Origin of the sequence: Pantoea sp. EEL5 (genome assembly GCF_049892805.1) — a bacterium.
GTDB classification, from domain to species: Bacteria; Pseudomonadota; Gammaproteobacteria; order Enterobacterales; family Enterobacteriaceae; genus Pantoea; species Pantoea ananatis.
In genome coordinates this window covers 1,916,029-1,940,262 of the sequence record NZ_JBNDNJ010000001.1, presented here as the reverse complement: position 1 = coordinate 1,940,262, position 24,234 = coordinate 1,916,029, and the positions used below count along the sequence as shown (strand labels likewise).

General features: G+C 42.6%; 22 protein-coding genes. 17 read left to right on the top strand and 5 right to left on the bottom strand.

Annotated elements, in window-relative coordinates:
* Positions 1–2 precede the first annotated feature (2 nt).
* The 17 genes from ACPXSQ_RS09230 (at position 3) to gndA (ending at position 19,721) form a co-directional block, all read left to right on the top strand.
* The gene (locus tag ACPXSQ_RS09230; RefSeq protein WP_014594078.1) at positions 3–1,226 is read left to right on the top strand and encodes a glycosyltransferase; all 1,224 of its coding nucleotides are present in this window, start codon (positions 3–5) and stop codon (positions 1,224–1,226) included.
* On the top strand, positions 1,223–2,563 hold the full coding sequence (locus tag ACPXSQ_RS09225; protein ID WP_013026374.1) for a lipopolysaccharide biosynthesis protein: 1,341 nt from the start codon (positions 1,223–1,225) through the stop codon (positions 2,561–2,563). The genes ACPXSQ_RS09230 and ACPXSQ_RS09225 overlap by 4 nt, the downstream gene beginning before the upstream one ends.
* Positions 2,564–2,830: 267 nt before the next feature.
* Complete coding sequence (gene galF, locus ACPXSQ_RS09220) at positions 2,831–3,727, top strand: UTP--glucose-1-phosphate uridylyltransferase GalF (protein ID WP_014594076.1); 897 nt, start codon at positions 2,831–2,833, stop codon at positions 3,725–3,727.
* A gap of 45 nt (positions 3,728–3,772) precedes the next feature.
* On the top strand, positions 3,773–4,786 hold the full coding sequence (galE, locus tag ACPXSQ_RS09215) for a UDP-glucose 4-epimerase GalE (protein WP_022623396.1): 1,014 nt from the start codon (positions 3,773–3,775) through the stop codon (positions 4,784–4,786).
* A 478-nt stretch (positions 4,787–5,264) separates the two neighbouring features.
* Positions 5,265–6,347: a dTDP-glucose 4,6-dehydratase gene (gene rfbB / locus ACPXSQ_RS09210; protein ID WP_105076794.1), complete on the top strand. Its 1,083-nt coding sequence runs from the start codon at positions 5,265–5,267 to the stop codon at positions 6,345–6,347.
* Complete coding sequence (rfbD, locus tag ACPXSQ_RS09205; protein ID WP_105076795.1) at positions 6,344–7,231, top strand: dTDP-4-dehydrorhamnose reductase; 888 nt, start codon at positions 6,344–6,346, stop codon at positions 7,229–7,231. The genes rfbB and rfbD overlap by 4 nt, the downstream gene beginning before the upstream one ends.
* Positions 7,232–7,250: 19 nt before the next feature.
* A complete protein-coding gene (gene rfbA, locus ACPXSQ_RS09200) occupies positions 7,251–8,135 on the top strand; it encodes a glucose-1-phosphate thymidylyltransferase RfbA (RefSeq protein WP_105076796.1) in 885 nt (294 codons plus the stop codon).
* Positions 8,135–8,683, top strand: coding sequence for a dTDP-4-dehydrorhamnose 3,5-epimerase (rfbC, locus tag ACPXSQ_RS09195; RefSeq protein WP_105076797.1), 549 nt, complete (start codon positions 8,135–8,137; stop codon positions 8,681–8,683). Before rfbA ends, rfbC begins: the two co-directional genes overlap by 1 nt.
* Positions 8,684–8,782: 99 nt before the next feature.
* Complete coding sequence (galE, locus tag ACPXSQ_RS09190) at positions 8,783–9,799, top strand: UDP-glucose 4-epimerase GalE (RefSeq protein ID WP_105079099.1); 1,017 nt, start codon at positions 8,783–8,785, stop codon at positions 9,797–9,799.
* Between the two features lie 227 nt (positions 9,800–10,026).
* On the top strand, positions 10,027–10,806 hold the full coding sequence (locus ACPXSQ_RS09185) for an ABC transporter permease (protein WP_105076799.1): 780 nt from the start codon (positions 10,027–10,029) through the stop codon (positions 10,804–10,806).
* Positions 10,796–12,016: an ABC transporter ATP-binding protein gene (locus ACPXSQ_RS09180; protein ID WP_426143474.1), complete on the top strand. Its 1,221-nt coding sequence runs from the start codon at positions 10,796–10,798 to the stop codon at positions 12,014–12,016. The genes ACPXSQ_RS09185 and ACPXSQ_RS09180 overlap by 11 nt, the downstream gene beginning before the upstream one ends.
* A gap of 2 nt (positions 12,017–12,018) precedes the next feature.
* Positions 12,019–12,993, top strand: coding sequence for a class I SAM-dependent methyltransferase (locus tag ACPXSQ_RS09175; RefSeq protein ID WP_105079097.1), 975 nt, complete (start codon positions 12,019–12,021; stop codon positions 12,991–12,993).
* 27 nt (positions 12,994–13,020) lie between these two features.
* Positions 13,021–14,985 (top strand): HAD family hydrolase, encoded by a 1,965-nt coding sequence (locus ACPXSQ_RS09170; RefSeq protein WP_146109080.1) that lies wholly within the window; start codon positions 13,021–13,023, stop codon positions 14,983–14,985.
* Positions 14,982–16,220, top strand: a complete 1,239-nt coding sequence (locus tag ACPXSQ_RS09165; protein ID WP_246871876.1) for a glycosyltransferase family 4 protein — start codon at positions 14,982–14,984, stop codon at positions 16,218–16,220. The genes ACPXSQ_RS09170 and ACPXSQ_RS09165 overlap by 4 nt, the downstream gene beginning before the upstream one ends.
* A 145-nt stretch (positions 16,221–16,365) precedes the next feature.
* On the top strand, positions 16,366–17,289 hold the full coding sequence (locus tag ACPXSQ_RS09160) for a glycosyltransferase family 2 protein (protein ID WP_105076803.1): 924 nt from the start codon (positions 16,366–16,368) through the stop codon (positions 17,287–17,289).
* 11 nt (positions 17,290–17,300) lie between these two features.
* The gene (locus ACPXSQ_RS09155) at positions 17,301–18,110 is read left to right on the top strand and encodes a glycosyltransferase family 2 protein (RefSeq protein ID WP_105076804.1); all 810 of its coding nucleotides are present in this window, start codon (positions 17,301–17,303) and stop codon (positions 18,108–18,110) included.
* A gap of 201 nt (positions 18,111–18,311) precedes the next feature.
* A complete protein-coding gene (gene gndA / locus ACPXSQ_RS09150) occupies positions 18,312–19,721 on the top strand; it encodes an NADP-dependent phosphogluconate dehydrogenase (protein ID WP_104933483.1) in 1,410 nt (469 codons plus the stop codon).
* A 47-nt stretch (positions 19,722–19,768) separates the two neighbouring features.
* On the opposite strand, the gene ACPXSQ_RS09145 is transcribed toward gndA, so the two are convergent.
* The 5 genes from ACPXSQ_RS09145 to ACPXSQ_RS09125 form a co-directional block, all read right to left on the bottom strand.
* Entirely contained in the window at positions 19,769–21,067 is a 1,299-nt protein-coding gene (locus ACPXSQ_RS09145) for a succinylglutamate desuccinylase/aspartoacylase family protein (protein ID WP_110286619.1), read from the bottom strand.
* Between the two features lie 104 nt (positions 21,068–21,171).
* A complete protein-coding gene (locus ACPXSQ_RS09140) occupies positions 21,172–21,969 on the bottom strand; it encodes an ABC transporter substrate-binding protein (RefSeq protein WP_014605468.1) in 798 nt (265 codons plus the stop codon).
* Positions 21,970–22,035: 66 nt separating this feature from the next.
* Positions 22,036–22,512 (bottom strand): YbaK/prolyl-tRNA synthetase associated domain-containing protein, encoded by a 477-nt coding sequence (locus tag ACPXSQ_RS09135; RefSeq protein ID WP_014605469.1) that lies wholly within the window; start codon positions 22,510–22,512, stop codon positions 22,036–22,038.
* Positions 22,499–22,834 carry a helix-turn-helix domain-containing protein gene (locus ACPXSQ_RS09130; RefSeq protein WP_014594063.1) on the bottom strand — a complete coding sequence of 112 codons (336 nt, stop codon included), beginning with the start codon at positions 22,832–22,834 and terminating at the stop codon, positions 22,499–22,501. The genes ACPXSQ_RS09135 and ACPXSQ_RS09130 overlap by 14 nt, the downstream gene beginning before the upstream one ends.
* On the bottom strand, positions 22,831–24,147 hold the full coding sequence (locus tag ACPXSQ_RS09125; protein ID WP_426143468.1) for a type II toxin-antitoxin system HipA family toxin: 1,317 nt from the start codon (positions 24,145–24,147) through the stop codon (positions 22,831–22,833). Before ACPXSQ_RS09125 ends, ACPXSQ_RS09130 begins: the two co-directional genes overlap by 4 nt.
* Positions 24,148–24,234 lie beyond the last annotated feature (87 nt).

Sequence of the window (24,234 nt, the reverse complement as noted above, 5' to 3'; positions counted from 1 at the left end):
TGATGAAACTGACTTTTTTCACGATGCGTTTCCCGGTTGCCTCTGAAACCTTTGTTCTCAACCAGGTCACTCATTTTATTGATGCCGGTTACGACGTTGAGATTATCTCGGTATTTCCGGGAGACCTGGTCAACCGCCACGGCGCATTTGACGAATATGGTCTGGCGGCAAAGACGCATTACCTGTTACCCGAAGAAAAAATTTCCCTGACGGACAAGCTGGGACAGCGGCTGAAACTGGTTCTGCCCAAAATCACCAAAGTGTCGTTACTCCGTTCCCTAAACGTGCGCCGCTATGGCGCACAGTCCAGTAAGCTGCTGCTGCCGGCGATCGTTGCCAATGCGCGTCAGACCTATGTCGCGGATGTTTTCCTGGTGCATTTCGGCTATGCCGGGGCGCTGGCGAATAAACTGCGTGAACTGGGTATCCTGAAGGGCAAACAGGCAACGGTGTTTCACGGGGCGGATATCTCTCGTCGTCACATCCTCGACGAGCATAAGCAGGATTACCGTAATCTGTTTCAGCAGAGTGAGCTGATGTTGCCCATCAGCCATCTTTGGCAGAACAAGCTGATTGAAATGGGCTGCCCGCCTGAAAAAATTCACGTTACCCGCATGGGAATTGAACCTGAAAAATTCAATTTCCAGCCGCGTGATGCCTTCCATACGCCGTTGCGCATTGTTTCCGTTGCCCGTCTGACCGAAAAGAAAGGACTGGATGTGGCGGTGAAAGCCAGCGCCATTCTGAAACAGCGCGGTGGCCAGTTCCAGTACACCATCATCGGCAATGGCGATCAGGATCAGATGATGCGTGACTTTATTGCGCGCGAAGAGATGGACGACTGCGTGACGATGCCGGGTTTCAAACCTCAGGAAGAGATCCGTCAGGCCCTCAACGAAGCCGATATCTTTCTGCTGCCCTCTAAAACGGCTGCAGATGGCGACATGGAAGGCATTCCGGTTGCGCTGATGGAGGCGATGGCGGTAGGGCTGCCGGTGGTCTCCACCTTCCACAGCGGCATTCCGGAACTGATCGAAAATAACGTTTCTGGCTGGTTAGTGAAGGAAGATGACGCCGAGGCGCTGGCCGAGACGCTGCTGAAATTGTCAGAAGGCGCGGTGGACGTGGCACCGGTTGTTGCCGCAGCCAGACATAAAGTTGAAACCGAGTTTAATCAGCACATCGCGTATCGCGAGCTGGCACAGATTCTGGAGCAAATGGTTTGAGTGGAATAAAGTCACAGGCGATTTGGTTGTTTGGCAGTACCTGTTTCTCTGCGGTATTACAGGTTGCTCAACTGAGTATTCTCGCCCGTAAACTCGAAACCCATGAGCTGGGGCTGTTGGCGATCATCAACGCTATTTTAGCGGTGGCGGGCGTGCTGCAGGACATGGGCATGAGCAGTTATCTGGTCCATCGCCAGAATATTACCCGACGCGAACAGAGCACCATCTATTGGGTCAACGTCTCGCTCAGCTTATGTACCGGCGTTGTCATGCTGCTGATTGCCTGGCCTGTTGCCTGGTTCTATCATCTGCCGGAACTGGTAGGGTTGATTATGCTGACCAGCCTGAACTTTCTGGTGCTGGGGCATCTTTCGCAATATCAGGCCCACTACATTAAAACCAAACGCATGGTGTCGCTGGCGAAGATCGAAATGGGCACCAAACTGTTTGCCTTCCTGTGCGTAGTGGCGATGCTGGAGTTTACCTCGCTGACGGTGGCCGCCGCGATTCTGGGGCTGTTTATTAACGCCTTTACCCGCATCCTGTGCATGATCGCGCTGGGTGAGAAGTCATGGCGTCCCACATGGGAGTTCGATAAACAGACTTTCTTTAGTGCGATTCGTTACGGTATCTATCAACTGGGTTCGCAGACCATTAACCAGCTTCGTACTCAGGCCGATGCGCTGGTGGTAGGTAAAGTGATGGGGGCAGAAATGCTCGGCGTCTATTCTCTGGCGAAAGAGCTGGTGCTACAGCCCCTGAAGTTGGTTTCGCCGGTGATTAACCGTCTGGCGCTACCGCGCTTCGCGGAAAAACAGCAGGATCCCGAGCAGTTGAAGAAGCTGTTCCTGAAAGGCACGCTGGTGATTATGCTCTTCAGCAGTGCCATGTACCTTGCTATCGGTATCTTGTCTCCGGTCATCGTACGCATTCTGTATGGTGCGTCTCACGAGCAGGTTTATCATCTTATCCCGCTGATGCTGCTGTTTGGCATGCTGCGTCCGATGGGTGGACTGACCGGTGCCATTTCACAGGCGAATGGCCGAACCAACGTGGAGTTCTACTGGAACATCGTGGCCAGCCTGGTCGTCATGGCCGTGCTTGCGACCACCTTTATCTGGCCAAACGTGCTCTACGTCGCGCTGACGTTGTCGATCTCACAGGTGCTGATTTCAGCGCTGGCGCATCCGTTCTTTATCAAGCCGGTTATTGGTATTCGCTTCATCCCTTATGCCCGACAGTGGGTATCTGTATCGGTCCTGTTTGTGGGGCTGATGCTGCTGGTAAATCACTTTGACCTTTTCGTGATGCCAGAATGGTTTGAACAGTGGCTGTGATGCCAATAACAACGGGCGACTCAGGTCGCCCGTTTCTTTTTATGGCTGGCACCAAAAACGGCGACGTCAATTTCTCTGCCGCTCATGTGGTCGGCCTTTACTGTTTGTGTTAACTCAGTTTATGGGGATGTTTACTCTAGGTAAAATCCCGAATTTGTAAGATTTCACAGCGAGTTAGTGTCGGCTTTTCAGATAAAGATTATACTTCCTTTTCCGGTCCATCCGGCATAATTGACGCATGTCTTCACTTCATTAGATGGAATAACTATGACCAAGCTTAAAGCAGTAATCCCGGTTGCGGGTCTCGGTATGCATATGCTTCCGGCGACTAAAGCCATTCCGAAAGAGATGCTGCCTGTCGTGGACAAGCCAATGATTCAATACATCATTGATGAGTGTGTTGCAGCAGGGATCAAAGAGATTGTGCTGGTCACCCATGCGTCCAAGAATGCGGTAGAAAACCACTTCGATACCACCTATGAACTCGAAGCCCTGCTGGAAGCACGCGTTAAACGCCAGCTGCTGAGTGAAGTCCAGTCAATCTGCCCGCCGGGCGTGACCATCATGAACGTACGTCAGGCGCAGCCACTGGGCCTGGGGCATTCTATTCTCTGCGCGCGTCCTATGATCGGCGACAATCCTTTTGTGGTTGTCCTGCCTGACGTGCTGTTGGACGATTCCACCGCTGACCATTTACGATATAATCTGGCGGCAATGGTTGCGCGTTTTGAAGAGACCGGTCACAGCCAGGTGCTGGCAAAACACCTCACCGACTACGATCTGTCTGAATACTCAGTGATCACGACTGAGCAGCCGCTGGAAAACCCAGGTGATGTCAGCACGATTACTGACTTCGTTGAGAAACCTGAGCACCCGGCCGAGTTAAACTCAGACCTGGCAGCGGTGGGACGCTACGTGCTTTCAGCCGATATCTGGGCTGAGCTGGAGCGTACCGAACCGGGCGCATGGGGCCGTATTCAGTTAACGGATGCTATCGCCAGCCTGAGTAAGAAAAAAACGGTCGATGTCTCACTCATGACGGGTCACAGTTTCGACTGCGGACGTAAAATGGGTTACATGCAGGCATTTGTCTCCTACGGTCTGCGCAATAACGCACAGGGCCGCGACTTCCGCGAAGCGATCGAGAAAATTCTGGCGAAGTAATCAACTATCATTCGCCGCGGCTAACGCGGCAGAAAGGGAGAAGAGATGGCTATTTTGGTAACGGGCGGGGCAGGTTATATCGGCTCCCACACAGTGCTGGCACTGCTTGAGCGCGGTGATGATGTGGTGGTACTGGATAATCTGTGCAATGCCTCGCGTGAGGCCATCAATCGGGTTGAGAAACTCGCCGGCAAGAAAGCAACGTTTATCGAAGGCGACGTTCTTGACCGCGCCTGCCTGCGTGACCTGTTTGCCTCCCACAGCATTTCTGCCGTGATTCACTTCGCCGCTCTTAAAGCGGTGGGTGAATCCACGCGTATGCCTCTGGAATACTACGAAAATAACGTATCCGGTACGGTCGTACTGCTTGAAGAGATGCGCAACGCGGGCGTCTGGAACTTCATTTTTAGTTCTTCCGCTACCGTTTATGGTGCCAATGCCCCGGTGCCTTACGTGGAAACCACACCGATTGGCGGCACAACCAGCCCATATGGCACCTCTAAGCTAATGGTCGAATTTATCATTCGGGATTTCGCCAAAGCTGAGCCGAAGTTCAAAACCATTGCGCTGCGTTATTTTAACCCGGTCGGTGCGCATGAGTCGGGCGAGATTGGCGAAGACCCAACCGGTATCCCTAACAATCTGCTGCCTTACATTGCCCAGGTCGCTATAGGTCGTCTGGATAAACTCGGCGTGTTTGGTGGTGACTACGATACGCCAGACGGCACCTGTCTGCGTGACTACATCCATGTCGTTGACCTTGCTGAAGGCCACCTGAAAGCGCTGGACCACCTCGATAAAATTGAAGGCTATAAAGCCTATAATCTGGGTGGTGGGAAAGGCTTCTCTGTGCTGGAAATGATCAAGGCGTTTGAGCAAGCCTCAGGCAAGCCCATTCCGTTTGAAATCAAGCCGCGTCGTGACGGTGATCTTCCGGCATTCTGGGCGGATGCGTCGCTGGCCAACCAGGAACTGGACTGGCGGGTTTCGCGTGGTATCGATGCGATGATGCGTGATACGTGGAACTGGCAGTCGAAGAATCCGGAAGGGTTTAGGTAAGCAAGAGTGACAGTTAAAAACCCGGCTGAGGCCGGGTTTTTGCGTATTATGGCATTCTATACATTATGAAATTAAGCATAATTATGAAAATTTTTTATCAAACATTCTTGATGCCTAATAAAGACAACCTGTGCAAAAGACATGAATGAAAAGGATTTGCTATAGTGATTTTCAATAATCGGTACAGTTATGGGTCTGATTTAGTGTGTTTTTTAGCCATTTTGAATGTGAAAATACGTTAAAAAGACAATAACCGTGTCAATTTTTCATCGCAAATTGTAGTATTACCATTTATACAGATTTACGAGCTTTAGACATTTTAGTAACAGTAATTCGAAGGTGTAGACCTCTCACAACTTCGTTTTTACCTCGAGTGTACTGGTAGCTACAAGCCAGGGGCGGTAGCGTGGTTAAAAACTTGATATCTACACTTCACCTCTTATAGTGAGGTGGTAAAGCTTTTCAGGATAAGAGCGTTATGAAAATTTTGATTACTGGAGGCGCCGGTTTCATAGGTTCAGCAGTCGTTCGTTTTGTTATCAACAGCACAAACGATGAAGTTATAAACATTGATAAGCTGACTTATGCAGGTAACCTTGAATCTTTAAAGACTGTTAGTAATAGTCCCCGTTATCATTTCGAAAAAGTTGATATATGTGACAGGAAGGCTTTAGAAAAAATATTCGACAAATATCAACCAGATATGGTCATGCATTTGGCTGCTGAAAGTCATGTGGACCGTTCAATCATAGGTTCACGTGAGTTCGTTGAAACAAATATGCTGGGGACGTACGAGCTTCTTGAAGTTAGTCGGAAGTATTGGATGCGTCAGACTTTACACCAAAAAAGATTATTTCGATTTCATCATGTATCTACTGATGAGGTATATGGCGATCTTCCTCATCCCGAAGATGAAAAAGGTGTACTCCCTCTCTTTACAGAAGAAACGCCTTATGCACCAAGTAGTCCCTATTCTGCAACCAAAGCTGCAAGCGATCATTTAGTACGAGCTTGGGGGAGAACATATGGTTTGCCGATCGTAGTAACTAATTGCTCGAATAATTATGGCCCATATCATTTTCCGGAAAAACTCATTCCGCTGATTATCAGTAATGCGCTTGAAGGCAAACCTTTACCAGTTTATGGAAAAGGCGATCAAATACGCGATTGGCTATATGTAGATGATCATGCCAGAGCTTTATATACGGTTATTACACGCGCTCAAAATGGTATGACTTATAATATTGGCGGGCATAATGAGAAAAAAAATATCGAGGTTGTAATTGAGATTTGCAACATACTGGACAAATTATGCCCTGCAAAGCATTCTTACAGAGAGCTAATATCTTATGTTACAGACCGTCCGGGACACGATCGACGCTATGCAATAGATGCCTCAAAAATAGAAGATAATCTGGGATGGAAACCTTTAGAAAGTTTTGAAACGGGATTGTATAAAACGGTTCAATGGTATCTTGATAATCAGGATTGGGTTGAAAGAATTAAAAGCGGAGCCTATAAGAACTGGATTCATGATAACTATGAGAAGCGCAATAAATGAAAATACTGCTGCTGGGAAAGAATGGTCAAGTTGGATGGGAGTTACAGCGATCATTATCACCTTTAGGTGAAATAATAGCATTGGACCGTTCGTCTAGAGAATTTTGTGGTGACCTAAGTAATCCTGACGGAATCAAGCAAACAGTAAAAAAAATAATGCCTGATGTAATTGTCAACGCCGCTGCTTACACTGCTGTTGATAAAGCAGAGATTAAATCAGAAATTGCAGAGTTGATAAACACAACATCAGTAAAAACATTAGCTTGTGCTGCAAAAGAAATTGAAGCCTTACTCGTTCATTATTCAACTGACTATGTCTTTGATGGAGTAGGAACGTTGCCATGGAAGGAAGATGACAAAACTAAGCCACTAAATATATATGGTAAAAGTAAACGAAGTGGAGAAAATGAAATTATAAACAACATGTCTGATTATCTTATATTCAGAACTAGTTGGGTATATTCTCTCAAAGGCAACAACTTTATAAAAACTATCATACGTTTAAGCCAAGAGAAAGAGGTTATCTCAGTAGTCGATGATCAAATTGGTGCTCCAACAGGAGCTGAATTAATTGCAGATTGCACCGCGCATGCCATAAAAATGACGCTTGCTGATCGATCTAAAACTGGTATATATCATCTTACAGCATCTGGCGCCACCACTTGGCACGAGTACGCCTGCCTTATAGCTGATTTTATGAAAAGTAAAAATGCTCTTCTGAAGATAAGTAAAATTAATCCAACAAAAACTGCAACATTAAATCAGGCGGCACAACGGCCAATAAATTCTAGACTTGATACATCTAAATTCAGAAAAAATTTCGGATTAAATCTTCCATCTTGGAAAGATGGAGTGTTAAGAGTTTTAGATGAAATGTTCGTGTAGTTTTTAATTTGAGGTTCACATGGTTAAGCATAAAAAAGGAATAATTCTGGCTGGTGGCTCAGGTACTCGCCTTTATCCAGTGACTATGGCCGTCAGTAAACAGCTGTTGCCGATATATGATAAACCAATGATATATTACCCAATAAGCACTCTCATGCTTGCTGGAATACAGGATATTTTGATAATTAGCACTCCAGAAGATACACCAAGATTTGAAAATCTTTTAAGTGATGGATCACAATGGGGTTTAAGTATTAAATATATGGTGCAAAAAAATCCAGACGGTCTCGCTCAAGCTTTTATTTTGGGTGAGGATTTTATTGGCAAGGATAAATGTGCACTTATTTTGGGTGATAATATTTTTTATGGACATGATCTTTATAAACAATTAGAAAAAGCTTCGAACGAAGATCATGGTGCAACAGTTTTTGCTTATCATGTCCAAGATCCTGAACGTTACGGCGTAGTTGAATTTGATAAGGCTGGGAAGGTTGTTTCATTAGTTGAAAAGCCAAAATTTCCCAAAAGTAATTATGCAGTTACTGGATTGTATTTTTACGATAATAGTGTGGTTGAAATGGCCAAAAATTTAAAGCCCTCCAAGCGAGGAGAGCTTGAAATAACAGATATTAATAATTTATATTTAGAAAAAGGTGAACTTTCAGTTTCTTTGATGGGTAGAGGACATGCGTGGTTAGATACGGGGACTCATCAAAGTCTTATTGAAGCAAATAATTTCATACAAACGATTGAAACACGACAAGGTCTTAAGGTCGCCTGTCCAGAAGAAATTGCCTATAGAATGAATTTCATCACCGCGGAACAACTCAAAGAGCTAGCGAAACCTTTGATGAAAAATAACTACGGTAAATATCTTATGGATTTATATGAAGGCAAAATTTAATGGAAGTCATAGAAACTAAAATTCCAGATGTAAAAGTTATAAAGCCGCATGTTTATAAAGATGAGCGCGGTTTTTTCATGGAAACATGGCAGCAAGATAAATTTGATGAGCTAGTTTGCAAACGAAAATTCGTACAAGATAATCATTCTTATTCTCAATTTGGTACGTTGCGGGGATTACATTATCAGAGTGAAAATACGCAGGGAAAATTAGTTCGTGTGATAAAAGGTGAGGTATTTGACGTTGCGGTTGATCTGCGACTATCTTCACCAAACTTTGGTGAATGGGTAGGGGTAATATTATCAGCCGAAAATAAAAATCAGCTTTGGGTGCCTGAAGGGTTCGCTCATGGTTTCTATGTTACAAGTGACCATGCTGAATTTATTTATAAATGTACAGATTATTATAATCCCAAAAGCGAATGTTCGATTATATGGAACGATCCTGATCTTAATATCCAGTGGCCACTAAATGACAAGGCCCACCCGTTGTTATCAAACAAAGATAATAATGGAGATTATTTTAAAGAAGCTATGTATTTTAGTTGACAGTTAATATCATTCTAAATTTTTAATGACTTAGTGGTTTGTTTTAATTCTAAACTAAATCAACGTTATGACTTAATACGTATCAAAAAAGGAAGAATAATGTCTGTTTTAATTACAGGTGGTGCTGGTTATATAGGTTCTCATACGGTTCTTACACTTTTAAAAAACGATATTGATATTGTTGTTATAGATAACTTGGTGAATTCCTGCGATGAGTCTTTAAAAAGAGTGGGTAAGTTGGCTGGTAAAGATATAAAATTTTATGGTTCAGACATCCTGAATAAAGAATCCCTACATGATGTTTTTTCATCCCATAAAATAGATTCTGTTATTCACTTTGCGGGTCTAAAGTCAGTAGGTGAATCTAATGCTAAGCCTTTAGAATATTATGATAATAATGTAATAGGTACGATTAACCTGCTGAATGAAATGAGGCGTTTTAAAGTTAAAAACTTCATATTCAGTTCTTCAGCTACGGTCTATGGAACACCAGAGGAAATTCCATTAGTTGAAACTTCTCGAGTAGGGGGAACAACTAACCCTTATGGAACATCAAAATTAATGGTTGAGCAAATACTGCAAGATTATGCAAAAGCTGAACCTGATTTGTCTATTATTGCATTGCGTTATTTTAACCCAGTTGGAGCACACGAATCAGGTATGATTGGTGAAGATCCATCGGGTATTCCAAATAATCTTCTACCTTACATTACACAAGTAGCTGTGGGTAAACTACCCAAATTAACTATCTACGGTAATGATTATCCTACGGTTGATGGTACTGGTGTAAGAGATTATATCCATGTAATGGATTTGGCTGAGGGGCATTTGAGAGCAATCCAGCACATTAGTAATCATAAAGGTTTCAATGTCTATAATTTAGGCACAGGAAATGGTTATTCAGTTCTTCAAATGCTCCAGGCATTTGAAAAAGCTTCTGGTTGTACAGTTCCGTACGAGTTCGTAGGGCGACGTCATGGCGACATAGCCGAGTGTTGGTCTAATCCTGGGCTGGCTGAAAAAAAACTGAACTGGAAAGCAACTCGCGATCTTAATGTTATGATGCGTGATTCATGGAACTGGCAAAAAAACAATCCCAACGGTTATAAATCTTAACTACATCATTCATACAACATTGCAGCTTCTTTTTTTTAAGAACGTCAATTATGGAAACAGTCATCACAAAAAATTATTGCGAATTTATTATTATGATAGCGCCATACGAAATTCTACACCAGAAAGTTGGAAGCAAAGAATTATCTTTTATATAGAAAAGATAGTTTTATCTATTAAGAAGTAAGTCTTTTTCTGGTGATTCTTATTTACTAATTGACGAATAAATTATGTTAACACTTTTTAAAAATAGCGGTTTGGTTTTTAATCTAACCAAACGAGATATTGAAAGCCGCTATCGCGGTACGAGTTTGGGTATTGTCTGGTCATTATTAAATCCAGTAATCATGCTGTCGATATACAGTTTTATTTTTGGTTTTGTATTCAAAGCTAAATGGGGTGTGACAACCACAGAAAACTATTCATTAATAATGTTTGCTGGCTTGCTTACACATGGATTTATGGCCGAATGCATTGGGAAAGCGACAGGTATATATGTAAATAATATTAGTTATGTTAAAAAAGTTTTGTTCCCTCTCGAAACATTGTGTTGGGTAACTGTGTTAGGCTCATTATTTCAATTTTTAATGGGATGCCTTGTGTTTGCAATTTTTTGCGTGATACTCCATCAGCCAGTGACAATTACAGTGCTTTTAGTCCCATTAGTGATGTTGCCCTTAGTTTTTTTAGCTTATAGTGTTTCTTTATTTTTATCTTCCTTGGGTGTGTATGTGAGAGATATGGGCCAAATAGTCTCAGTAATTATTGCACTCATGCTTTTCATGTCACCTATATTTTATCCTGTCTCGTCTGTACCTGAAAAATATCGAATGTTCATATATCTCAATCCACTAACATTCATTGTTGAATCGTTAAGAGATGTTGTTATTTATGGGAAGATGTTTAGCTTTCAGGGCTATTCGATATATTGGTTAGTCTGCTTGATTGTTCATGGGTTAGCTGTAATGTGGTTTAATAAGGTTAAAAGGGGATTTGCCGATGTCCTCTGATATTATTGTTTCTGCTGTAAACTTGCGGAAAGTTTATCAAATATATTCAAGTCCTATGCAACGCTTGGGTTCCTTATTGGGTCTGCCTAAAGCCAGGGGTAAAGAGTTTGTTGCCCTAGAGTCTACCAACTTTGAAATAAAGAGAGGTGAGACGGTTGGTATAATTGGTGTCAATGGCTCAGGAAAATCAACCTTATTACAAATGATTTGCGGTACCTTATCTCCAACTAGTGGTAAGGTTATGACTAAAGGTCGTATTGCGCCTTTATTAGAATTAGGTGCAGGTTTTAATCCTGAATTTACTGGAAGAGAAAACGTTTATCTTAATGCTTCACTATTAGGTTTGACTAGAAAAGAAATCAATGAACGTTTTGATAATATAGCAGCCTTTGCTGATATAGGCGAATTTCTGGAAAGACCAGTTAAAACATATTCAAGCGGTATGTTCGCAAGATTAGCATTCGCAACGGCAGTACATGTAGAACCAGATATTTTGATTGTTGATGAAATATTAGCAGTGGGCGATTCTCGTTTTCAGCGCAAGTGTGTAAAAAAGTTTAATGATATAAGGAATGATGGGTGTACAATCCTATTTGTATCGCATGATGACTATCAAGTCAGAAACATTTGTAACAGTGCCTTATATTTAGAAAAAGGTGTGCAACGTTATTTCGGCAATGCCGATATCGCAGTGCAGCATTATTTATCAGACTTACAAAAAAACACTACCAACGGAGATAATATTGCTTTTAAAAAAGAAACAGAAAAAGAAGTGTGTCAGAAATTAATAGTTATTGATGATGTTTACTTGAAGAATTCAGATGGTAAATTGATAACCGAAATAACAAGTGGTGAAAATGTTCAGTTATCTTTTGATTGTACATTTGACAGTGATATAAATGAATTTGAAGGTCTAAGTTTCGTATTCAACCTTTATCGAAAAGATGGAGTGTATATATGTGGAACAACCACAGCAATGCGAGGGCTTGGTCCTTATCAAGTAGGTAAAAAATTTAAAGTCACGGTTGATTTTCCATCATTAAAACTCTTATCGGGAGTATATAACTGGCGAGTGGCAGTAAATGACAAAGATGGAATACAAATTATTACTGAAGCCTTACCTGTGTGTGAATTTTTTGTTGCAGATGAATTTCGTGCAGTAGGAATTTATGAAATCGAACACTCTTGGAAAGTAGAAGAAAGGATTTAAATATGGAAAGAATTGAAAATGAGCTTTTAAAACTTCGCTTTCTTCAAGATGAGCATCATCATCGTTATACATATGTATCACAATTTGCAAAAGGTACTGTAGTGGATTGTGCATGTGGAATAGGGTATTCAGCATCAATTCTATTGACTAACCCAGAAGTTAAAAATTATTATGGCTTTGACGTTGACCGTGATGCTATATCATATGCCCAAAATCAAAACATCGAACGTGCCAAATTCGATTATGGCTCTATCATGTCATTGCCATTCGAAGATCAGAGTATTGATACTTTTATTTCATTAGAGACACTTGAGCATTTGGAGTATCCTGAAAATGCCTTGATTGAAATTAAACGTGTACTGAAACCTGATGGGATTTTTATCTGTTCTGTTCCTACTGAAAGTTATGAAGCATTTTGCTCAAAGCTCTACGGACCTAATCCATTTCACCTTCAATCATTTAGTTTAAATGCTTTAAGCAATTTGCTTAAAAAATATTTTCAATATGTTGACATAGCTATCATGGCGCAGGAAATTGTATCAGCAATTCATACTTTAAATGAGGAAATTGATAATAATACCGATAAGGATTTGGTCTTATTGTATCCTGATAAAAATAAAGATAATACAAATGGTTCATTTATTGCTTTTGCTTCAAACGAAAAAGAAGTAAAGCATATAAAAAGTGTCTTTACCGGTGTAAGCCGTATTGAATACGACGAAGAGCTAGTAGCGCCTGTACGAAAAAGTCTGGCTTATGCTGAAGAATTGGCCTTGAAACGTTGGGATTTATTACTTGAAGCGGAACAGAGAATGAATGAACTTGTCTTTTACAAAGAACAGGCTGAGCGCATCTCTGAAGAGAGACTAAATGCCATTTTAAAGACAGAAGCCGCTTTACAAGATCGTGATAAAACATTATCTGAAGCACAGAAAAAGATTTTAGATCTTGAGATGAAATTGACTAAAAACCGCTAAATCAGAATTCCCAATGAGTATTTATAAATGAAAGTTACTATCTCTGATAATATTACTACTATATTAGTTGATTTTTTTGATACTTTAGTTGGGCGTACATGTCATCCTGAAGTTGTAAAACGAAAGTGGTCGGCATTTATTATTAACTCATATCGAATAAATCTCACTGTTGACTGCCTATATGAATTGCGTTTAAGAATTGAAGCTGGTTTATGTGCTATGAGCGAGATGCATGGTGATGATGCCGAGTTTCGCTACAAAGAAATGTCAACGGCACTTTATTATGAGTTAAAAAGATCTGGAATAATATGTCGAATTCCAGATTTAGCGAGTTTTGTTAGTCATTGCTACGACTTAGAAATGGCAATCGAATTATCAGTACAAAAACCAATTTTATCTACGATAGAGTTATTGAGGTCAGAGAAAAGAAAAAATAAACAAATTTATTTGCTCTCAGATTTTTATCTTGATGTTAACTCTATTAAAAAATTTATAATTCATCATGGTATTGATGAAATTTTTGATGATGTTTTTGTTTCAAGTGAATATAAAAGAACTAAAAGGGAAGGTCGTGCATTTGATTGGGTAATTAATAAACTAAAGCTTAATACTAAAAATACGATCATGCTTGGTGATAACGCTCACAGTGATGTAGCAATGCCAAAAAGCCGAGGTCTGATGGCATATCATTTGTCGGTTGATCAAAGTGATTATATGTCAAACCTTGCGCAAGATCTTCAGAGAAAGTTAATTCAGAAAAAAATTGTAGATATAACTAAGAATTATAAATATAATTTTAATTGGGTAAGTAGTGCTATTTACTTATTTACACATCGCTTATATTGGGCTCTAGCTACTAACAGGGCTCTAAACGTGTACTTTTTCTCACGTGAAGGTGAGTTTTTACAAAAAGCCTTTGAAAAGTATCAGTCTTCTTTGCCATCTACATTTTGGAAAGTTAAGACCCATTATATGTATGTATCAAGGCGAGCAACTTATTTACCATCTTTAGGAACGTTAAATAAAAAGACATTTAATAAATTGTTATACCAATACCAAACTTGTAGTATCAGCGCTTTTCTTAAAAGTATTAATCTTGATAAGTACGAAAGCTTTCTTAAGCAGGTTCTTATTGAATATGATTTCAACGTGCCGTATCCTAATTTTGGCGAGAGTGCTGCTTTTCTGTCACTAATTGAAAATAGTGATTTCAAAAAAATTTACGATATAGAACGTAATGAACAAAATAGTTATTTAAATAGTTACTGCAATTCATTAATGGACAAAAGAAACGAAGAATTTGTTTATGTTGTTGATGTCGGTTGGAAAGGGAGTATTCAGGATAATATATCGAAAGCTACAGGAAGGAAATTTTTCGGATATTATTTTGGAATTCATGAAGGAGCTGAATGTAGCAACGTTAATATAAAAGACGGACTTCTCTTTGATCACCAATGGGGGCAACGCGCTGGCAATGATGTTTTTAATGAGTTTCGTGCTGGGTTTGAAGTATTAATGGGAGCATCGCATGGAAGCCTGAAATGCTATAATGATTCGATCAAAAACTTCATATTTGACAACAATGAAACTGAAATGAGAATTTATAATGAAAGAATAGCACCCTTTCAGCATAAAGCCTTAATTCAATTTGATGAATTTAACAAAATTATAAATACATACTCTGTTTCGGATAATGAAATATCAGAAGCTGTTAGAAATGATTATTTCAATGGTGTAATGCTGCCAAGTCGAGACGAAAGAGATGAATTTTCATCAATTCAGCATTATGAAAATTTTGGTGTATTCGATTACAGTTCTTTCGGTATAAATAAAAAATCCTCTTTCAAATATTACAAAAATCTTTTTAAAAATCCAAGATTTACAATAGGTTCTTCATGGTGGAAACCTTTAGATTTTCACGCTAATGGTGTTGGATATTTAAAATATATCTATTGTTCTGTTAAATTTCTAAAATTCAAGAGTCATAAATGATGAATAATATTGCTTTTTTGTTATGGAGTCCTGACATTAGTGGTGGTACTAATGTCATTTTTGAGCATGCTACCAGACTCTTAGCAATGGGAAACAAAATAACCATAATAACTGATGATAAACCCAACAAGTCCAGGTTGGAATGGTTTCCAGGTGCTGAAAAACTAACTTGGTTGACTTATTCAGAAGCAGAAATTTTGCAGTTTGACTTAGTGATTGCGACATGGTGGCGGACTGTTTTTTATCTCAATAAAATTAAATCAAAAAAGTATGCATTCTTTGTGCAGTCGATTGAATCTCGATTTTATCCAGAAAATGAAGTTACTTTACGTACTCTTGTCGATTTGACATATAGTTTGCAAGTTAATTTCATCACTGAAGCTACATGGATAAAAGATCATTTAAAAAAGTATTACGATCAAGATGCTCATTTAGTGCGTAACGGGATCAGCAAATCATACTTTAATAGTACAATCGAACCCAAAAGTGCTAGGGTACCAGGCAAATTACGAGTGCTGGTTGAAGGCCCCCTTAATGTAAGTTTCAAGAATACCGAGCTGGCTTTAAATCTTTGCAAAAAATCAAATGCAGACGAAATTTGGTTTGTAACCTCTACTGAAATTGGTGCTTATCCAAACATAGACCGTTTATTTAGCCGAATCCCTATTTCTGAAATAGGAAGCATCTATGCTTCTTGCGACGTCTTGGTTAAGTTATCTACTGTTGAGGGCATGTTTGGGCCACCACTGGAGATGTACCATACAGGTGGAACATCTATTAGCTATGATGTGACAGGTTATGATGAATATATTGAACATGATTTTAACGGACTAATTTCTTTTAATCGTGATGATAATGAAGTTATTGGTTTTTTAAACCATCTTAAAAACAACCCTGAAAAATTAGATACTCTTAAAAAGAACGCACTTTTAACTGCTGAGAAATGGCCCGACTGGGAGAGTAGTTCTAGTGAATTTGCTACTGTATGTCAGGATATTATTCATTCAGGCATTACTACTTCTACAATATTACTAAAAGCTCAGTCAGATAGGTTTTGGACTTTTTATGAACAATCTTTGCATCAACAAGTTAATCAACAGCCCAACGTACCTAAAATCAAAAAGAACTATATAATATTCCGGCAGAAAGTTATTGGTAAATTACATCGTGATCATCCCGGATTATTTTCATTACTTCGTAAAATGAAATGGACGCTAAAATCTTTTTTGAAATAAACTTCAAGAAGTATGATTGAGTTTTCGAAGGCATTTTTGTGCCGTTTTAGATTTTATTATATTCCATTAGTCGTTGATGGCTTGTGTCGCTTTGTAAGTGCTATTTAAACAGCTTACTGATATAATTATGTTTTCAGGATATATTATGTGTGTTGCTAACGAAAATGTAGCCATACTTCTAGCTACCTACAATGGTGGTGCTTTTTTAAATCAACAACTGGATTCTTTTAAAACACAAAGTCATTCATCATGGAGTCTTTATGTTTCTGATGATGGTTCAACCGATGACACTTTAAAAATTATACAAGAGTTTTCGTTAAGCAATAGAAATGTAAAAATACATCACGGCCCAGGGAAGGGCTTTGCTCAAAATTTCATGTCACTGATAGTTGACCCCTCTATTTCTGCAAACTATTACGCCTTCTCAGATCAAGATGATATTTGGTGTCAAAATAAACTTTCTTCTGCAGTTGCTTTTTTAAAAAAAGTGCCAGCGCATATGCCAGCAGTTTATTGCTCTCGTTCAATATTAATTGATGGCGATAATAAAAAAATTGGATGCTCTCCTTTATATAAAAAGCCCGCATTCTTTCAAAATTCTTTACTACAAAATATTGCCAGCGGTAATACAATGATTTTTAATCATAAAGCTCGAACTTTGCTCGCTAAGTTACAAAATGAGCCTATGATCGCCCATGATTGGTCTTTATATCAAGTTGTTACTGCTTGTGGTGGTGTTGTCTATTATGATCAGGAGCCAATGGTACTGTATCGCCAGCACTCTAATAATATAATCGGCAATGGTATGAGCCCTTTACGGCGTTTAAAGAATTTCTGCTCTGCTATGAACGGTCGCACTGCTAACTGGAATGACATTAATATAAATTTGCTTAACTGTCTTGATATAGAACTTACCGATGAAGCTAAAAAAAATATTGCAGCAATAAAACTGATGCGTAATTCAAGTTTTTTTTCAAGACTTCATTTGTATTTTAATAATAAATTCTATCATCAAACTGTTATTGGAAATCTAACTAATTTTTTTTATGTGATTTTAAATAAATTTTAAGGTGTTTATCTGTGATAACCGTCGCATCTCTTGTGTTATATAAACACGCTTATAATGATGTCAAGAAAACTATTGATTGTCTTTTGCTTGAAAAAAAAATATCCAAGGTCGTCATAGTTGATAATGGTTCTCACTGTGCCTGGCTAAGTAGTTTAAAAAGTACAAAGTTAAATCTAGTTGCTTTAGAATCAAATGATGGCTTTGGTGCTGGGCACAATGCAACAATTGAACGCTTTGGAGATGAGGCTGATTTCATTTTAATATGTAATCCTGACATATCCTTCGAACAAGGAGAGGTTGACAAACTTATAGATTTTAGCAGTCAATCAAATATAGCTCTATCCGCGCCTAAGATTTTATATCCAGATGGTAATATTCAACATAGCTGTAAGCTTTTGCCAACTCCTACACAATTGTTTGCAAGGCGCTTTCTCGCTAGATTTTGTTTCAAACAGAATAGCGTGTATGAATTAGTCGAGGCTGATTACTCTAAATCTTTTTTTGCGCCATCTATGTCTGGTTGCTTTATGCTCATAAGTCGTAAAGCTATTGCGGTCACAAAGGGTTTTGATACTCAATATTTTATGTATCTCGAAGATGTTGATTTTTCGCGAAGAGTTTCATCTGCTGGTTTGAATGTCCGTTATTGCCCAAACTCTTATGTAATTCATGAGTCTCAAAGGCGCTCTTACACTAGCTACAAATTTCTTATTTATCATATAAAATCAGCTGTACGATATTTTAATAAGTGGGGTTGGTTTATCGATAAAGAACGAGATATATTAAACAGAAAATGTTTAATTGAGTTGCCTCGTGTTTGAAGATTTATATAATTCTTTTACATTAAATTTATTTCAATGAGCTAATATTTACCCTTTGAATTGTAACTCCCATTTTTATACTAAAGTGCTCTTTGATTATCAATCTTCCTTTATTTAATGTACGATAGGGCCATTTACGCTTATCCTATTTACATTTTACCAGAATCATTTAACTCGCTTTTATGCAGACAGGAGTAAAAAATGTCCAAGCAACAGATCGGCGTCGTAGGTATGGCAGTGATGGGCCGCAACTTGGCTCTTAACATCGAGAGCCGCGGTTACACCGTTTCTGTCTTCAACCGTTCGCGCGAGAAGACCGATGAAGTCATCGCTGAGAACCAAGGCAAGAAGCTTGCGCCGTTCTATACCGTTGAAGAGTTTGTTGATTCGCTGGAAAAACCACGCCGCATTCTGCTGATGGTGCAAGCAGGTGAAGCGACTGACAAGACTATCGCCTCACTCACCCCGCATCTTGATAAAGGCGATATCCTGATTGATGGTGGTAATACCTTCTACAAAGATACCATTCGTCGCAACAAAGAACTTTCTGATCAGGGCTTTAACTTTATCGGCACCGGCGTTTCCGGTGGCGAGGAGGGCGCTCTGAAAGGTCCATCTATCATGCCCGGCGGTCAGAAAGAAGCGTACGAACTGGTTGCGCCGATTCTCGATAAGATTGCTGCGCGTGCTGAAGACGGTGAGGCTTGCGTCTCCTATATTGGTCCAGACGGTGCGGGTCACTACGTTAAGATGGTTCACAACGGTATCGAATATGGCGATATGCAGCTGATTGCTGAGGCTTATGCTCTGCTGAAAGGCGCGCTCGGTCTGAATAACGAAGAACTGGCAGAAACCTTTACCGAGTGGAACAACGGTGAACTGAGTAGTTATCTGATCGATATCACCAAGGACATCTTCACTAAGAAAGATGAAGAGGGTCACTACCTGGTGGATGTCATTCTTGATGAAGCGGCCAATAAAGGTACAGGGAAATGGACCAGCCAGAGTTCTCTGGATCTCGGTGAGCCGCTGTCGTTGATTACCGAATCGGTGTTTGCACGCTATCTCTCTTCTCTGAAGACTCAGCGTGTTGCTGCCTCAAAAGTTCTGAGCGGTCCTCAGGCTAAAGCCTTTACTGGTGATAAAGCTGAATTTATTGAAAAGGTCCGTCGTGCTTTATACCTGGGTAAAATCGTTTCTTATGCACAGGGCTTCTCACAGCTGCGTGCCGCATCAGACGAGAACAACTGGGAGCTGCAGTATGGTGAAATCGCGAAGATTTTCCGTGCGGGCTGTATTATCCGTGCGCAATTCCTGCAGAAAATTACGGATGCGTATGCAGAGAATGCAGGTATTGCTAACCTGTTGCTGGCGCCTTACTTCAAAGATATTGCTGACCAGTACCAACAGGCGCTGCGCGATGTTGTGGCTTATGCCGTACAGAACGGGATTCCAACGCCAACCTTCTCAGCTGCGATTGCTTACTATGACAGCTATCGCTCAGAGGTTCTGCCGGCTAATCTGATCCAGGCACAACGTGACTATTTTGGTGCCCACACCTATAAGCGTATTGATAAAGACGGTGTGTTCCACACAGAGTGGTTAGATTGATCATCTGACATTAAAGCGCTATAAGGCTTCCCTCGGGAAGCCTTTTTTTACCCCACCAACAAATCCCCACTCCGCACCGACTTCTCTCCCGCCAGCCTCAACACCAACATCCCTGCCGTGGCAAATCTGGCCCAGTGACGGGCGTAAAGTATCCCACCGAACTCCGCCACCAGTGGCGTGATATGGTCCGTTACCGGATCGACAATCTCCGCGACCACTTCACCCGGCCTGATAAGGGCGCCCAGCGGTTTACGATGCAGAATCAGTCCCGACACCGGCGAGTGAACGTATTCGCAACCGGCAAGCGGGGTGGGCGGATTTTTCAGCGCAGGTGATGATGCTGACGTACCCTCGGTGTGACGCTGCTTAATAATCCTGCTTTCATCGGCAGCCTGAGCAAGACCCGGAGCACCGAGTCCTGTACCGCTCTCATCAACGCCGACTAAATCTTCGCCTCCGCTGGCGACGGATACCAGCTCATCGCCGCCAATCACCGGTGCCGCGACCTCTACAGAAACGGCCGCCTCATCGGCGGTAATATAGCCCGATTCCTGTAGCGCGCTGATAATCGCATCGGCATCCTGTTCCGCCTGCTCTGGCGACACGTCGCGTACGCCACGGAGTTCAAGGGTTACGGGTAATAAACCCTGCGGCATGGGGAACTGTTCGGCAAAACGTTCTGCCAGCGTCAGCCAGGGCTCACAACAGGCTTCATCAAATGGCTCCCCGCCGGAAACTTGTGCCAGCAGCTGAACTTCACTACCCAACCAGCGTGCCAGCGGTTCGACCGCAGGCCATGCGTGCGGTGTGGTATAGAGGTGCGGGAGGGCTTCCCAGTCGCAGTGTAGATCGATCATTAAATCCGCCTGGCTCGCCATGCGCATGAGCGTGAACCGCTGCGCTTCCAGCTCCGTTTTCGGTACGGTATCGCGGTAGTAGCGATCGATTGCATCACGAATCAGTCGCTTGTTTTGGGTTTCGTTTGGCGTCAGTACGCCAGCCAGATCGTTAGCCAGCGTGGTGCCGAGTGATGGAAACTTACGGTTAAAATCTTGTCCAGTCTGCGTATGGAAGCGTCCCAAATGGGTGCCATGCCAGTGCTGGCCTAACGCAAGAGGATTTGAAACCGGGATCAGGGTGAAAGAGGCTTTTAACCGTCCGGCTGACTCCAGCGTTTGCAGACGTTGTTTCAGGTACCACGCAACCGCCATGCCAGGTATTTCATCGCCATGTAAGGCAGCCTGGATATAAACCTGTCGCGTAGCGTCATCGCCAAAATGAAAACTGATAATTTCACGCTGGGTGCCGAGAGAGGCGCTTAACAAGGGGTGATGTTGTTGGTACATACCGTGTTAATGTCCTTTTGTCGGTTCAGGGCGACAAGGGCCGCCCATAAAGTCATTGAGTATAGCCCTGCACAGGCAGGAGAGCGAAAAAGCCCACCGTGACGTTACTTCTGAATCGAAATATCGGTTGAGAAATAGCGCTTCTGAATCTTATCAAAGGTGCCATTTTTCTTAATTTCATCAAAGGCTGTATCCAGCGCGGTCTTCAGCTCGGCATCCCCTTTACGCAGACCAATCGCCGTGCCCGGTCCAATAATCGGATCCTGAACAATCGGGCCTGCCAGCGCAAAATCTTTGCCCTGCGGCTGTTTCAGAAAACCATTGGCGGCCTGCGCCGCGTCGGTAAAGACCGCGTCAAGGCGTCCGGCCACTAAATCGCTTTCCACCTGAGCCTGATCGCCGTAAGGCACCACAGTCACGCCATGCGGCTGCCATTTTGCGCGGGCATAACGTTCCTGCACCGTGCCCTGTTCAACACCCACCGTTTTCCCTTTCAGCGACTCTGGCGTCGGTAACAGGCCAGACCCTTTGCGTGCGATAAGCTGAGCGTGGGTATCGTAAAGCGGCTGGGTAAAGTCTATTTGCTTCAAACGCTCTTCTGTAATGCCCATGTCAGACAGGATGGCATCGAATTTACGGGCTTTAAGTGCCGGGATCATGCCGTCGAACTGACTTTCCACCCACACGCACTTCGCCTGCATTTGTGCACACAGGGCGTTGCCTAAGTCGATATCGAACCCTACCAGTTTGCCCTGCGGGGTTTTTGATTCGAAAGGCGGATAGGTGGGATCGACGGCGAAGCGGACCTGTTCGATTTTTGCCTGTGCGCCGAATGCGCAACCAGCAAGCACGGCCAGTGCAAGCGCAGCGCGCAGGCGAATTTTGAGGGTTTTCGTTGCCATAGTTCAGATCTTCTGTTGTCGTAATGTTGTATTACGCAGAGTACCTTTCGACCGGGATGATGGCAATTAGAGGATGATTTTCACAGTGTTAGCCCCACAAAGTGCACGGTAATCCTTGATGTTCAGGATCACTGAGTGGTCCAGCACGCCTGCATTAAACGCAATCTCATCGTAACGTTCAAACAGCAGCGGATCGACTATCGGCAGCAAATCAGGATGAAAACTGAACGGGGGAATCGCACCAAATACACAGCCCGTCAGCGCATCGACCTCCGCAGGCGAGGCAAGGGATGCCCGACGTCCTCCCACCGCTAAGGCCACTTTACTGAGATCGGCCTGCTGGTCGGCGGGCAGTACCGCCAGAACATGCTGTTTGATCCCATTGCCTTTCACATGGCACACCAACGCCTTTGCACCCTGACCGATTTCCGTGCCACGAATCGTTGCCACCGCTTCACATTTGCCGGTCGCTTCGTGCTGCATCAGGCGATAACGTGCGCGATTTTGGTCGAGTAGGGCAATTAATTTTTCATGAGTAGTCACGGTTCTCTTCCTGAGCAGTGAGTTGCAGCATCAGTGTCTGCAGCATATGTGGTTGACGCGGTAGCACGCCAGTTTTCAGACCCAGCGGTCTTAAGGCCCGGTTGAGCGTACTCAGGGTCGTATTTTCTCTGTCCTGCTCGATATCTGATAGTGTCCGGCGGCTAATCCCTGCCAGCGCTGCATAGCGTTCCTGTGAAAATCCCAGCACGTTTTTGCGAAGCTGCATCAGGAGTTCACCCTGTGACAATTTTTCTTCAAGAAACTGCTGAAGAAGGTTTAGCAGCATTGCCTCACGTTCAAACGGTGACAGCGTTTTCTTCATAGTTGCCAGCCTTCAATACGCTGATCCAGATAATCAAAGCCAAGAGCCGGCATAGTCAGAATTGATGCTGGTATACCTCGCTGGAGCAGACGCTCTTTGAGTCCGATAAGCTGTCGGGCCAGTACGGCCAGCTCAGCCAGTAATCTGTCCGATGGCACCAGGTCATCCAATGCGGCAGCAATCTGTTGCCATTGATATTGTCCCCCCTCCTCAAAAGGCGCCCCCCATTGCGTCGTGCGTACCACGCCTTCAGGATCCGCTTTCATCGGCGCAAAATCATAGATGGGTGCAAGCCACATGCCGGTATCCTTTTTCAGAATCGCGCTGTTACGACCATGATTATCAGAATTGCCAAACGCAATATTCAGCATGTCACGTTTTACCCACTCAATGACGAACGCCTCTTGCGCGCGTCTGTCAGGATTAAGGTGTGTAATCAGCGTGCTAATTACCTCAAAATGATTGAGATAGCTGCCTGGCGGTTTTCGCATTATTGAATAGACAGATTCCAGACCATACATCACTTTTTCGCCCGCGATGTAAGACACATCAAAGCGGGGTAACCATAAGGAAGGATAACGGCTACCTTCACACAACTTCATTTTTTCACAGGGAATGGTGTCGAAACCCATCGACGCTAATTCATGATAGTAGTGGTATTCGGCGCGAAGTATGTCGCAATCGATCGCGCTGCGCGCACCGCGCGGATACTTCACCAGATAATGCACATCCTGATTGTGTACATCATCCTGCCAAGTATCTATCCATACCTCATCCTGTAGCGTATAGCGCAATAAGAGTTTTGGCGCTTCACCGCCAGCCCCGGTCGCTCCACCGCTGGCTGCACCCATTTGCTGAGCGTACGCCAGAAAATCACTGTCACGTTCGATGGCCCATTCAGACGGAAAACGTCGGTCACGTAGCTGACTTTGCGCGGGTAACGCGGGTATCGACTCTTTGATGCGCTGGTTTCCCACTGGTGCAATTGTGCCAGATTTCAGCAACCAGAAATCCTGCTCAGCGGCAGACTTTCCCTGTAACCCAAGCTGCTGAATCCAGTAACGTCTACTGGCACCTGCAGGCATAATGTCATCCAGAAAGGTAAACCACGGACGAGCCGCATAGCTGCCAATAAGCATGACCGGGTAATTCAGACTGCAGCTGGCATAATCATTCCGATCAAGATATTCAACAGCGTAGTCAAAGTTATAGGCGAGTAAAGCGGGACTTTCACGTCCCTGGTGGGGATGTTGGATATTGAGCTGGGCAGCATCATGCCAGCGGCCCTTAATAAACAGCTGGAGTGTGAGCATGACAACTCCTGTTGAGCAACATTATGCTCAATAATAGCGTTTAATTAATTTTTTGAGAAGGATACTGCTCAGAATCCGCATAAAAGT